This window comes from Desulfosporosinus sp. FKB (assembly GCF_002196705.1).
Taxonomy (GTDB): Bacteria; Bacillota; Desulfitobacteriia; order Desulfitobacteriales; family Desulfitobacteriaceae; genus Desulfosporosinus.
In genome coordinates, this window is the sequence record NZ_NADJ01000035.1 from 18,909 (window position 1) to 32,340 (window position 13,432).

Consider the following 13,432-nt stretch of genomic DNA (forward strand, 5'->3'; position numbering starts at 1 on the left):
CTTCTGCCAAAATATCAGCCATTAAAGCGATATCCCGCACCCCATAAAGTTTCTATATATTCAGGATTAGACGGGTCTCTTTCTATCTTTTTTCTGATCTTCTGTATGTGAACAGAAACGGTGGCAGTATCTCCAAAGTATGTATCCCCCCAAATCGTAGCGAGGATATGTTCTTTACTGAAAACAATGTTGGGATTCGCGGCAAAAAAAACCAAAAGCTCATATTCTGTGGTCGTTAGCAAAACCTCTTTGCCATTAACAAAAACTTTATGGGAAGCCGTATTTATTTCCAATCCTCGATGGTTTATCACTTCAGGAGCAACTATTTTACCCTTGAGCCGTTCATATCTTGCTATATGCGATTTAACCCTTGCCGCCAGTTCGGCAGGACTAAAAGGTTTCGTTAAATAATCATCGGCTCCAAACCCCAGCCCTCTGATTTTATCGATATCTTCATTTTTCGCAGATACAATAATTACCGGGATCTCATACTTTTCGCGTATTTCCTTGGTAATCTGGTAGCCATCTTTACTGGGCAGCATTAGATCAACGATAATTACATCGTATCGCCCGGTTAGAGCATTTTTTAAGCCCTGAATGCCATCTTGAACGATTTCAGCGTCATAACCATTTAAGAGAAGATAATCTCGTTCAAGTTCCGCAATATTCAAATCATCTTCAATAATTAATATCCGTTTCATTCTTTGCCTCCTTCTTTCGTTTTCTTCATTATCGGAAATTCTAGCGAAAAACAGGTGCCTTTCTGTTCAATGCTGGAAACGGTAATCGAACCTCCATGAGCCTGGATAAGCTCCTTGGCAATGGCGAGGCCAAGCCCAGTACTCATTAAGTCTTTCGTACGCTCGTTATCTATTCTGTAAAATCGATTAAAGATATAGGGAAGTTTATCTCCAGGAATTCCCGGTCCATTATCTTCAATGTCGATTGCAATAACGTTATCATTTCTTTTCATAGTAATACCAATGGCTAAATCTTTTTTCGAACCATATTTAACGGCATTTCCGATGATGTTTTTAAAGGCCTGATTTATTCGTTTCCTATCGAGATTAAGATCACAGTCATCTTCCATCTTGTTCTGATAGTAAAAATCGATGTTTCTTTCTTCTATCTCGAATTTAAATTCTTCCATTAGATCTTCCATAAATGCCCGAATTGGAATAACTTCAAAGTTAAACTCTAATTTTTGCATATCCAATTTGGAAAACAAAAAGAGATCATCGATCAGCTTATCGATATAAACGGTGTTTTGATATATCGTCCTAAGATATTTATCGACTTTCTCCGGTGAATTGCCAAAGCCATCCAATATTGCTTCGAGATATCCTTGGACAGAGGTAATAGGAGTCTTAAGGTCATGGGATATATTGGCGATTAAAGTCTTACGGTTCTCTTCATACTCCTGCTTCATTTTCTCACCGGCTTGCAGTTTGAGAGCCATGTCATTAAATGAATCCACTAATAACCCGATAAAACCTAGATCACAAGTCTTATCGCTCTCAACTTGAACATTATAATTTCCTTGAGCAATTTCTTCTACTCCGTTTTGCAGTTTACGAATAGGTCTAAAAATTCTCTGTTCTAATCTCCTAAGGAAAGAGAACTGTAAAATTTCCTTCACGACGATAAATACTGCAAAAAAAAGACTAATTGAACGTATTCCCAGCCATTTAAAAAGCAAATAGAGGATGATCAAGTTAAAGATGATACTCATAGGCCGAAAAAAGCGCAGAGACCTATGATCTTGAATGAATTGCCGGTGTTTTTTCTGGAATTCCTGCTGCTGCAGCAGCCCTCCATGCTGCTTATAAAAATCCATATGACGTTGCTGAAATTCCTGATGCTTTTTTAGATGTACTATCTTATGCTTCTTAATAATTAACGACATACGTTTCAGTAGGCTCCTAAGCACTTAAATCACCGTTTTCTTCCGTTTTGTAACAGGATACCTCAGATTCGTGTCCATGATACTGAGAATCAGGGCCCAAAACAATTCAATTGTTCTGTGCCCTGAATGTTCGCAGCTTGATTGGAGTATTAAGACAGCAGCAATTCTGCTGTAAGCTGAAGATTATGCAGCTCATCCGTTTCTTGAATTTGCTTACCCTTGACGGTTAACAAAGTTCGTTCTATTTCTTTTGCATTATTGATCCAGAGGTTAAATTGAAAGTCAGAGTCTTGAAGAGCAAAAAACTCGTTCATTAAAGCATGATGCTGATGATGCTCAGAGTGCCTGTGTTGACTTATTCTTTCTTGAAAAACCTTTTTCATTTCTTCAGGAAGCTCTTTTAAGCTTAGAGAAAGCTTAAAAGATTGATCCTCGTTCTCTTCCACCTTAATCTGATTAATAACATTAAGGATATAGGCTAACCTAGTTAACTTTCCACGAATTCCTATGCTTCTGAGGCCCTCCTGATCTTCAATACCACATCCGCCTTGATGATAAAAATGGTGATGATGATGTTTCATAAAACCATGACGCATATGTCCATGACACTCCGGAATCGTGAACTCCGTTTGGCTTTCATGTTTGAACTTCTTGCCATTATAGTCCAGTTCCGAATTAATTTTTACTTTTGTCTCTCCGCTGGATAAGTTTTTTTCAAACTCATTCTTAAAATCGACTATTTTTGTTTGATCTTTTGTCCCTACCACTTTTAACGTCCCGTTTATAACCTCCTTATCTTTCATGGTATTAATTACATCGTACAAAAGTTTAAATCCGCTCATCAAAATGACCTCCTTGTTTCTTAACTACAGTGGTCATTATAATTGAAGGCTTTAAACTCCCCTTTAAGCAATTATAAAAATTCTATAAAAACCCCAGAAATTTTCTAAGAAGAAAATACACATCTAAAGCAATAAGAAACTATAATCGGTGATTTTCAACAAAACCAACTATATTCATCAAACAATCTGTCCATGCTATTGGGTTCCAATTCAAAAGAATGCAAAAAGAGGCTTTTGGGAACAACTATTTGGGAACTACTAGTAAGATAACTATTTTTAAGATTAATTAAAGGGATCGAGGCGTTTTTAACAGTGACAATCATGAACATGTTATTAAACACCGAAGCGTTAATCATCGTTTCCCAATTAGGGTCTAATAATTTATTCATTACAAAAGTCTATGAACAGGATCACTTCTTTCATAATCCCAATCCTGCCCTGAATCAAAATCAAATTGCAGAGTATTTATCCTGCTCTAAGTGTTTTCCGCAACGAGTTAAAGAAATACGCGAGATGTTTATAGGCTGGGCAAGAATTAACAGAGAAGAAACTATTAAACTTATAGGGATCCATAATCAAGATCCTAAAATTTTGTTCATACAGTTTTCCCACGGCCAGCGATATTTTGTTTATCGGCGCGATCTTGAAGTGTTTCGGGAGACGGTGCTTGAGGAATTATTCAGCAAAAAAGATCGATTCAGATTGCGCCCATTAAATCAGAAGGATCAAGAGTACCTAATTACTAACCTTAAATTTAATGACAAAGCTAAGAAAGCGATTAGCTTCTACCCCCAGAAACGACTGGGTTATTCTTTAGTAAGAAAATCAAGGAAACCCTTGTTTTGCTCTTAGATCTTACTGGCATGGCATAGTTTGCTTTTTGAATCTAGTGGATCTACTAGATTGACTGTAAGTTTATTACTTACTGAATACGTTTAAGAACATCATTATCCCCCAGATAGCGAGGAATAACGTGAAGATGCATGTGAAAAACAGACTGACCGGCTACAGCTTCAATATTCACCATTATGTTATAACCATCAGGATGATACTCCCCATCCAGTTTCCCCTTCACCTGTTTTAACAGTTCCCCCATTGCTGCCATTTCCTCAGCACTGGCTTCAAAAATATTCCTCATATGACGCTTGGAAATAATTAAAGTATGTCCTTTGCTAACCGGATTTCTGTCGTAAATAACTCTAAAGTAATTGTTTTCCATAATTGTGGCTTCCGAAGGCAATCCACAGAATACACAATCCATCATAACTCTCCCCCTTACCATCTATCTCTATTTTACATCTTCATTCTTTCATAGAATTGCTGTCTGAATCCATTTAGCAATATTTTAGTATAAAATGCAGGCTTCGATAAGCTTCTATAAATGAACTCCATAAGTATTTGAATATACATTTTCATAATTAATATCTTCCTCTTTATAGGGAGATTTTGACTCTGCAGGGTATCCAAGAGCCATAATGATGGGCACCTTTAACTTTTCGGGAATTGCCAATATCCCACGCACATAGTCTTCTGCCGCTTCAGTGTCCGTACGTTGTCGTTTCCTAAGTTGAATCCAACATGATCCTAAGCCTAAAGATTCCGCCGTTAAATGGAGAATAGTGGCAGCAATAGCAGCGTCTTCGACCCAGACATCGCTTCGTTCAGGATCAGCCAGTATCACCACGGCTAAAGCCGCGCCCTTTAAATGCCCGGCCCCTTTCTTAGCTGATGCTAATTGGGACAATAACTTCGGATCGTCGACCACCAAGAATTGACAAGGTTTAAAGCCCCGGGAGGAGGGGCTAAGTAAAGCCGCTTGTAACAGGATTTTAACAGTTTCCGAATCTATCTTTGTTTCTGTATATTTTCTAATACTGCGCCGCTTATATAATAGATCTAACATCTTAATTACCCCTTTCTTATTTTCAAGCATTTGTAAAAATTTCATGACCCAATAATTAAGAATACCCTTATTAAGGGGAAAAAATCAATATTTAAAGGAAAAGAGACCTTCTCACCTTAACGGCGAAGAAGATCTCCATAACCTTTACTTGCCTCCTATCGGACAGAGGGATTCCAGTTGATCATCCCCAGTAAGTTTAGTCTTGATTTGGGATTGTACCGAAAACTCAAACACATAGGAATATATCCTTTTTACAAATTCGGGAGAAAGCTGCAATTCTTCTGCCAGAGGAACTAAGCGTTGGAGGATATCTCTTTCACGGCCAACATCCTTAACTTTATCCAGTCGTTTTTGGTCACCAATCTTTCTGACGATCTGCATTCGTTTAGAAAGACGTTCCACAATCGTATGATCGATGAGATCAATTTCAGAGCGCAAGGTTTCTAAAGTTTCCCTCGTTTCTCTACCAACAAAATTTCTTCCTACAGATTGAGCAACGAGCTCCAAGTCTTGAGCTAAGGTCATAAATTGCTCTGGGGTAAGAGACTGAGGTCCATCACTCATGGCCTCCTCCGGATTAGGATGCATTTCGATAAGCAAACCATCGGCACCGCTTGCCACTGCCGCTTTGGACAAGGAGGCGATTAAATCACGTCTTCCTGCTGCATGGCTGGGATCGACGATTACGGGGAGATGGGACAGTTCTTTGGCAGCTCCAACAGCGCTTAAATCCAGAGTATTTCTTGTACTAGGTTCAAACGTTCGGATTCCGCGCTCACATAGGATGACTTGAGAATTACCCGCCGCCATGATATATTCGGCAGCCAACAGCCATTCTTCTATAGTCGCAGACAATCCGCGTTTAAGAATAATCGGCTTATTTACTTTGCCTGCTAATTTTAAGAGTTCGAAATTTTGCATGTTACGAGCGCCAATTTGCAACAAATCAACTTTATCGGCGACCATTTCCAAACTTCTGAGATCAATAACTTCGGTAACACATAAAAGGCCTTCTTCTCTTGCGGCCTGTACCAGATAGTTGACTCCTTCAAGCCCCAGCCCCTGAAAACTATAGGGAGATGTGCGCGGTTTGAATACGCCGCCACGCAAAATTTTTCCTCCCGAACGTCGGACTGAGGCAGCGGCTTTCCCCATTTGGATACTCGATTCTACAGCACAAGGACCGCCTATGAGAACAATTTCTTTGCCGCCTAGACAAACGTCACCAACCTTAATAACACTTTTCTTGGACTTATCACCAGCTAATTTTAAGTCTTTCATATTAATTCCTCCTTGCAGTTTAAATAAAAAAAGTCCACGGTTCATCCCACTAGGGACGAAAGCCGTGGACTTCCGCGTTACCACCCAATTTGACCAAAATGGTCCTCTCAAAAAGGTACTGTCTTCAAACGCGACTTTGTTGAGTTCTGGGGGTTCAGCAAAATAAAAAGTTTCTCATCCCTGACGGGACGAGAAACATTATCTCGTGTTACCACCCAACTTTTGGCTATAAAGCCACTCGACAAGGTACGGGAATGATATCCGATACCCTCTTCCAGTTAACGGGGAAGAACCGTCCTAGCCTACTTTTTTTGTTCAGCCGGAAGCTCAGGAGGGAACTTCAGCTATTATCACACATAGAAGAGCTTGCAGTCATGACCCTTCCTCCCTGAACGATAATATATAGCCTACTTTTCTCCGTCTTTGCTTTTAAGGATTTAATTAATAGTATTATAACAGAAGCGTGATGTTTGTCAACTGTGTATATTAGAAAATTATTCGTTATTGACCTTTGTATAGCATGATCCCTTAAAGGAAAAAATAAAGAAATCTTAAGTCTATTTTAAGGTTAATGTTGTAAATTTACAGTGTACCACCGCAAATCTCTTTATAAATACCATACTGCCGTTAGTGGAAAGGAGTTTTGAATATGCGTTTTTCAATAGGGTTATTGGATTCACTTTTTGGAGAGAAGATTATTCTCCAAGGACCTGATGAAAAAGGAAATATCGTTAAATGCAAGGTTTCTAAAAAATGGCTTGAAAGAGCACAATTAGGGGACAGCTCGCTTTCGACGCAGGATTCACCGAACGATGACAATTGTTCAGCGTCAATGATTTAATTCCTTAAACACTGGTATGATTATTATCTTTTAAGAGTTCACGAAAGATTCCTCGAAATGCCACGGGAAGAGGAATAGCACTTATCTTATTAAGTGAAACCCAACACCTGTTTTCTCCAAGCAGGTGTTGTTTGTGTTCAGTTTCGTGTTGTTCACGTACCAACATCGGCAAAGATGGGTGCTGAGTCCCGGGAGTTTCGTTTATATCAAAAACAATCCAGAAAATTTTCCAACGCCGATGACTGAAATTATACCATAAGGGGCCCTGAAGAGAGACAGCTTGGGCCAACCTTTTGGCAACATCTTTATCAAAGGAGCGATCGTTGACCGCTTCATAATAAAGATGAAACAATTCATTTTGAGAAAAGGACAGCAAAAAATCCTTTTGGCGGTTTTCCTGCAAAATTTCCACACCAGGAAGTTCCCAGAGACTCGCCAGTAAACCATCAGACGGACGCTTTTGCAGGTATACCTCATCCCCTCTCCTCATTACAAACGTTAAACGTGTCACCTCTTGACGCTGAGCTTTAGGCCTTTTTACAGGGTAAAGAAGAACATTTTCCCCTTTTCTTCCAAGGCATAGTTTAAATAAGGGGCATTCACCGCAGCTTGGCCTTTTGGAAGTACATACCATAGCCCCAAGTTCCATCAAAGCTTGATTAAAATCCCCCGGATCAGATGTTGCTTGCCAAAGAGTAATAGACCGATCAAATCGGCGATAACTTTTGACGGATTCTATGGACTCTGGCCAAGCCAATAAACGGGACATTACTCTCAACACATTACCATCAATAGCTGAAACCTTCTCACCAAAGGCAATACTGGCTACAGCTCCGGCAGTATACTTTCCAATGCCAGGCACTTTCAAAAGTTGTTCATAATTGTCGGGCATTTCACCCTCTCTTTGAGTGAGGAGATATTGAGCTCCCTCCCACATCCGTTTAGCTCTTGAATAATAGCCTAATCCTCTCCATTCCGTCAGGACCTCTTCAAAGCTGGCCTCACCCAGTTTTTTCAAATTAGGAAAGCGTTGGAGAAATCGTTCGAAATAAGGAATTACTGTTTTTACCTGCGTTTGCTGCAGCATCACTTCAGACACCCAGATCACATAAGGATCTTTTGTCTTACGCCAAGGCAAATCTCTTTTTGTTGTATAAAACCAAGGCAATAAATACTCGGCTATACTAAAATCTGTTAAATTATCTTGCATCATAGTTCTTTCTGCTTCCATTTCTAATGTTCCTAGATGTTAATCAGGATTAATCCGGCGATGCACAAAAAAGCTCCCAAAAGTTTATACAACGAAAACCCTTCCTGAAAGAACAGTATACCAATAGGGATAAGGATAACGGCCAGAATAATGTTGGCAACTAATGAGCCAAGCCCAATATCCCAACCGACACGATAAGCAATCAAATACCCTACCTCTAGCCCAACAATCGCAATTCCTAATGCAAAGCTCGTCCAATTCAATTTTGAAAACGACTCCAGAAATCCCTTATCGGATTTATAGATGAAGCCTGCTGCGACCGTTAATAAAACAGCAGTTGTATAGGTGATCAGCAGCGCTGAAAAAGGGTTGACATTCTGAGGGGTAGTTTTTTGAGCTAAATTATAAACGACATTTGATAGGACAATAAGAACTATAGGAAATATATATTCCAACATAACTAAGCCTCATTTCCATACTAAAATGTTAATTTACGGTACATCCCTTAATTAGCGTTCTTTAAGGAGTGAACTCGTTCAGCTACAGCTGAACATCGGGGCCACTCCCACTTGTAGAAGTGGGAGTCTCACGATTAGATAAACCTTTAATCCTACAACTTATCTCAAATCCTAACAATTGATTTCAATTATAACGTTTCATTGTCCTTTTCAGGAACCATTGGAGGCCAAAAGTTCTCGATTGATTGTTGAATAGCCTGAATATCGGTCATGTATCGAATATTCTTCCATTCGGATGGGAGCAATCTTTTGTACTTCAGCTGAGCAAAACGTTCATCAATCAATACGACGACGCCTCTATCCTCTTCCGTACGGATAACTCGGCCGACTGCCTGCAGCACTTTGTTGATTCCGGGATATATATAAGAAAATTCAAAGCCTTCATGACTTACTTTTTCATAATAGTCGCGTATTATCTCTCGTTCAAATCCAACCTGGGGCAGGCCAACTCCCACTACTATGGCGCCAGAGAGACGGTCACCCATTAAATCTATACCTTCGCCGAAGATTCCGCCCATCAAGGCAAAGCCTATCAGTGTTTCTTGGGGATGTTCACTAAAATTTGCCAAAAATTCCTCCCGTTCCTCCTCCGGCATTCCTAACCTTTGCTGAATTACCTTAACTAAAGGATTTTGCGCTTGAAATCTCAGATAGACCTCTTGCAAATAGTCATAAGAAGGAAAGAAAACAAGATAGTTCCCCTCTTTAGGCAAGGTGACAGCGGCGATGGTTTCAGCAATTTGTTCATAACTAAAAGCTCGCTGCCGATACTTGGTAGAGATGCTTTTATGAATCATTACGTGCAAATTCTCAGCAGGAAAGGGTGACGATAATCTCAATTTGAACGAGGTCTCCTCTCCGCCCAAAACATTCATAAAATAATCCATCGGGCTCAGAGTGGCTGAAAATAAAATTGAGGTCCTTCCTCTTTCTAAGGCTTCTCTCAAACGAACAGATGGGTCGAGGCAAAACAGCTTAATTCTTAAATCTCCCTGAGATTGCAGACAGGTGACGTAATGTGAGTCAAAACTTTCTGCAGTTCTAAGGAAGGTCAGGGCCTGAAAATAAAGATCCAAAAGCTGTTCCTGCCATCCATGCGTTTGATCTTTATATTTCAGAAATAGTTCAACCGCTTTGACAAAATGCCGTAAAACCTTAATTAAATCACTAGGCAGCTCCTTTTCAACGCTCTCACCTTTCGAATTATCAGCCAAGCAAGCTTTTTTTTCTTTAATTAAAGCCATGTTAACTCGTGCTAAACTTTTGGACAGTTTCGGATCATCCACTTTGGTAAGTCGTTTAAGCTCGAGCCAATTTTCCTTCCTTATCTCTGCCGAGAACATCTCCCGAGCACGCTCCACTAAATTATGGGCCTCATCGACTAAAAAGGTATAATCCCCTCCGTCAAGAAAAAATCGTTTCAAATAAACCCGAGGATCGAACACATAGTTATAGTCTCCTATAACCACATCAGCCCAAGTTGCCATTTCTAAAGAAAATTCGAAAGGACAGATGGAATGCTTACGGGCATAATCCTCAAGCACTTGGCGAGACCAGGATTCTTCAGCAAAAATATCTTCCGCCGCCCCACGAAGGCGGTCGTAGTAGCCTTTGGCAAAAGGGCATTCCTCCGGCAGACACGAAGATTCCGGCAGAAAACACACCTTCTTTTTAGCAGTGAGCGTAAGCCGTTTAATTTTTAATCCTCGGGCCTGTAAATCCGTCAAAGCCTTTTCCGCCACAGTTCGTGTAATTGTTTTGGCAGTCAGATAAAAAATCCGAACCGTTAAACCTTCCCCCATCGCTTTGATGGCAGGGAATAAAGTACCCATAGTTTTGCCGATGCCGGTGGGAGCTTGGGCAAAAAGTATCTTGCCGGATTTAATCGTCTGATAAACGCCCACGGCCAACTCCCTCTGTCCCTTCCGATAGGCACTAAAAGGAAATTGCAGTTCCTGAATACTTAAATTCCGAAGACTATACCAATCTTGGAGCCGGCAAGCCCAAACAAGATATTTCTCTCCCAAATTAATAAAGAACTCCGATAGTTGTTCAAAAGCAAAGGATCTGTTAAATTTTCTTATTTCAGCAGTGTCAAGCTGATAATAAGTAAGCTGGACTTCCATCGTTTCTAAGCCTTCCTTGGCAGCGTACATAAAGGCATAACACTGCGCTTGAGCCCAATGCATGTCGCTTATTGATTCATCAATTAAGGTTAAATCCATAGCCGTTGTTTTTATTTCGTCGACGCAAACTCCAGATTCCTTTTTCAGGATCCCATCCGCTCTCCCCTTTACTTCCAGGCAGATATCTTCTTCGACACCTCTGATGATCTGCTTCACCTTAGGAACATAAAGATAGGACAGCGTTACTTCTGGCTGGTAGTCCGTGCCGCTTTGCCTTTGAACGAACTGATGTGCTTTTATGCCATCTTGAGTCCGAGCAGCCCCAATCGCAGCCGGCTTCAAGTCTCCCTTCTTAAGTACGAATTCAACTAATTCTCGTACAGATACTTTTACAATCTTCAATCTAATAATCCTTCCAAATAAATAAAACTACTGCCACACCCTAAGGTTATTATAATCCTCAGCCCTAAATATAACCTTCTCCTCTGAAATTCGACGAAGGCTTTTTGAATCCTTTAAAGAGCAAAAGTTCCCAGTTCTCAAAAGCATTTTATCTTCACCAATTCTTGATAACTTGTTCATTGTTTACGTAAATTTTCAATTTTATTGGGTAGTATAATTGATAGCCGGAGGCCTTGAGGAAAAACGAAATGAGATGATAATTATGAGGCTACGGTTTTTAGATCGCACACGCGGCTTAATTATGCTTTTTATGGCCCTAGATCATGCTTTATATTTTTGGAGCAGTGGACGAGTAAATAATGAAGGATTGCCACTCCTCATGAACGGGATTGTAACATTTAATCCCATAGGAAGTGCAAGTCTTCTTGGATTACTCGTAATGTTCTTATCCAGCCTATGTGCTCCCGGGTTTCTTTTTATAGCCGGATATGTTTTAGCCCTTTCTGTAAAAAAGCGACAAACCTTGGGCGCTTCAAATTGGAGTATTGACAAATATCTGCTGAAACGGGGACTTGTTCTTATAGGACTACAGCTTTTTATTGCTTCCCCGGCTTTCAATCTTCCTCTATTTGTTCAAGCACAATCGTTATTCTCCGTCCTTACGCCGGGAACCTTTTTCTCCTTTAGTGTCTTATCCGCCATCGGTCTGGGGTTTATTGTTCTTGTGGCGGGTCGCAGAATTTCACCTTGGAAACTCTTTAGCTTAACCGGCTTGCTCTATATATTGAGTCAGCTATTTTTGCCAGCAGTTGTAAGAAACTTTCCTTTCCATCAAACGCTCTATAAAGCCCTTCAGACTATTTTGCTTCTTCCCGTACCATTCTCTTCAACCTTATTAGTGAATAATAATTTCCCCTTGATTCCTTGGCTTCTGCCAATGATCCTGGGATGGTTGTACGGACAGACTTATCAAGAAGAACGAGGCCTGACTTATGAGGCAAAAAGGTTTGCGTTGTCGGGTTTATGCAGTTTAACTCTTTTCTTTGTTTTACGCTTTCTGGGAGTGGGTGATTATCTTCGTCCCGACGGGACTTTGCAGGGCTTCTTCGGACTTTCCAAATACCCGCCAAGTATCACCTTTTTCCTTCTCTACCTTGGGCTTGTCTTCTTGTTGGGTTATTTCTTTTTCAGATTGTCTCAGACTTCTAAGTTAGGTCAGGTATTGGAAAAGTTCGGACAATCACCACTTTTCTTTTATAACGCTCACCTCTGGCTTTATGCCGCAATACCGACAGCTCTGGCCCGTTTTAATTGCCTTTCTCTCTTAGCGGGAGTTGTGATCTGGATTCTGGGTATTGTAATCCTTTACCCGCTCAATCTTAAATACCAAGCATGGAGAGTAGCGCATAAATCTCATTATTTAACCAAAACTTATTCAGTCGGAACCCGACTGCACTGGTAAACTTGGCAATTTCACCATAAGTTTGGGAAAGGACTGATTCATACCCATGATTTCTTCAATGGATCTAAGAACAACGCGTTGGGTTAACTGGTCAAAAAAAAACCTTTTGCGTTTCTGTTTAGTGGCTGTCATACTGTTCGTTTTCATTGCCCCCAATCGTCCTGCCCATTATTCCTATCTTTTGTTAGTCGGAGCTTTCTGGAATATTGAACCTGATCGTTTGTCTGTTTCTTGGCAGCGGTTTTTGGTTATCGGTATACCTTTAGTGTTGTTCCCGATTCTGATGTGGCAATATTTCCCTCCTGTTTGGAATGACATTGTCTATTGGCAACTGGGAACTCGCGTACATCTGTTGGACTTAGATGCTTTCTTTAAGTCGATTCCCGGAAATAACGGCTGGATTTTTCGAGTTCTTAAAACCCCATGGCTGACAAGCTATTTCCGCTGGATTTACGCTAATGGTTTCACGCTTCCTGTACTCATTCCAATTTATCGCTCCTTTTGGGCTAAAGACTCTTTAAAAATGATTCGCTACAGCTTGTCGGCCCATGTTTTACAGTTTCTCTTAATTTTTCCTTTCTATTTAACAATTCACGTTAATGAAGTTTGGTATGTCTTAGGACAGCCTGACGGCATGGCCCGTAACCTTTCAGCAGCAGACGCCGCCGTCGTGGTAGTAAATTGTTTTCCTTCAATGCACACCTCAATAGCGTTTGCCATGCTGCTCTTAGCTTGGAGAGAAAAGGATAAACTCTTTCGTTGGATTTGGACGTTGTTTTGCCTTTCGATCATCTACTCAACACTCTATCTGGAAATTCATTGGATTACTGATGTCATTGCAGGCATTCTTTTAGCTCTAAGTACGGTTAAATTAGGAGATTGGCTTATCCTAAAAGTCGGCCTGCGGTGGAAGAAGAATGCATGAAAACCTCTCAATCGTC

Annotated in this window: 13 protein-coding genes and 1 other annotated feature; of the genes, 4 read left to right on the top strand and 9 right to left on the bottom strand. The window is 40.4% G+C overall.

Features of this window, described 5'->3' with window-relative positions:
• Positions 1–14 precede the first annotated feature (14 nt).
• The 3 genes from B5Y67_RS13300 to B5Y67_RS13310 form a co-directional block, all read right to left on the bottom strand.
• Entirely contained in the window at positions 15–701 is a 687-nt protein-coding gene (locus B5Y67_RS13300; RefSeq protein ID WP_088226922.1) for a response regulator transcription factor, read from the bottom strand.
• Entirely contained in the window at positions 698–1,906 is a 1,209-nt protein-coding gene (locus B5Y67_RS13305) for a HAMP domain-containing sensor histidine kinase (protein WP_088226923.1), read from the bottom strand. The genes B5Y67_RS13300 and B5Y67_RS13305 overlap by 4 nt, the downstream gene beginning before the upstream one ends.
• Before the next feature lie 149 nt (positions 1,907–2,055).
• Complete coding sequence (locus tag B5Y67_RS13310; RefSeq protein WP_170932692.1) at positions 2,056–2,748, bottom strand: hypothetical protein; 693 nt, start codon at positions 2,746–2,748, stop codon at positions 2,056–2,058.
• Between the two features lie 321 nt (positions 2,749–3,069).
• Between B5Y67_RS13310 and B5Y67_RS13315 the strand changes: the two genes are divergently transcribed.
• Positions 3,070–3,600, top strand: a complete 531-nt coding sequence (locus B5Y67_RS13315) for a hypothetical protein (RefSeq protein ID WP_088227045.1) — start codon at positions 3,070–3,072, stop codon at positions 3,598–3,600.
• Positions 3,601–3,670: 70 nt separating this feature from the next.
• On the opposite strand, the gene B5Y67_RS13320 is transcribed toward B5Y67_RS13315, so the two are convergent.
• From B5Y67_RS13320 to B5Y67_RS13330, 3 genes are all read right to left on the bottom strand, one after another.
• Positions 3,671–4,012, bottom strand: a complete 342-nt coding sequence (locus tag B5Y67_RS13320; protein WP_088226925.1) for an HIT family protein — start codon at positions 4,010–4,012, stop codon at positions 3,671–3,673.
• Between the two features lie 111 nt (positions 4,013–4,123).
• On the bottom strand, positions 4,124–4,651 hold the full coding sequence (locus B5Y67_RS13325) for a nitroreductase family protein (protein WP_088226926.1): 528 nt from the start codon (positions 4,649–4,651) through the stop codon (positions 4,124–4,126).
• Positions 4,652–4,795: 144 nt separating this feature from the next.
• On the bottom strand, positions 4,796–5,932 hold the full coding sequence (locus B5Y67_RS13330) for a bifunctional 3-deoxy-7-phosphoheptulonate synthase/chorismate mutase (RefSeq protein ID WP_088226927.1): 1,137 nt from the start codon (positions 5,930–5,932) through the stop codon (positions 4,796–4,798).
• Between the two features lie 181 nt (positions 5,933–6,113).
• Positions 6,114–6,365: a binding site (T-box leader), on the bottom strand.
• Positions 6,366–6,581: 216 nt separating this feature from the next.
• On the opposite strand from B5Y67_RS13330, the gene B5Y67_RS13335 reads away from it, so the two are divergent.
• The gene (locus tag B5Y67_RS13335) at positions 6,582–6,773 is read left to right on the top strand and encodes a hypothetical protein (RefSeq protein WP_088226928.1); all 192 of its coding nucleotides are present in this window, start codon (positions 6,582–6,584) and stop codon (positions 6,771–6,773) included.
• A gap of 4 nt (positions 6,774–6,777) precedes the next feature.
• Here B5Y67_RS13335 and mutY read toward each other — a convergent pair whose 3' ends face one another.
• The 3 genes from mutY to B5Y67_RS13350 form a co-directional block, all read right to left on the bottom strand.
• Complete coding sequence (gene mutY / locus B5Y67_RS13340) at positions 6,778–8,004, bottom strand: A/G-specific adenine glycosylase (RefSeq protein ID WP_088226929.1); 1,227 nt, start codon at positions 8,002–8,004, stop codon at positions 6,778–6,780.
• Between the two features lie 11 nt (positions 8,005–8,015).
• Entirely contained in the window at positions 8,016–8,441 is a 426-nt protein-coding gene (locus B5Y67_RS13345) for a hypothetical protein (protein WP_088226930.1), read from the bottom strand.
• Between the two features lie 188 nt (positions 8,442–8,629).
• A complete protein-coding gene (locus B5Y67_RS13350; protein WP_088226931.1) occupies positions 8,630–11,029 on the bottom strand; it encodes an ATP-dependent DNA helicase in 2,400 nt (799 codons plus the stop codon).
• 262 nt (positions 11,030–11,291) lie between these two features.
• On the opposite strand from B5Y67_RS13350, the gene B5Y67_RS13355 reads away from it, so the two are divergent.
• Positions 11,292–12,491, top strand: coding sequence for a heparan-alpha-glucosaminide N-acetyltransferase domain-containing protein (locus B5Y67_RS13355; RefSeq protein ID WP_242975969.1), 1,200 nt, complete (start codon positions 11,292–11,294; stop codon positions 12,489–12,491).
• Between the two features lie 46 nt (positions 12,492–12,537).
• The gene (locus tag B5Y67_RS13360) at positions 12,538–13,416 is read left to right on the top strand and encodes a phosphatase PAP2 family protein (protein ID WP_088226932.1); all 879 of its coding nucleotides are present in this window, start codon (positions 12,538–12,540) and stop codon (positions 13,414–13,416) included.
• Positions 13,417–13,432: the final 16 nt, after the last annotated feature.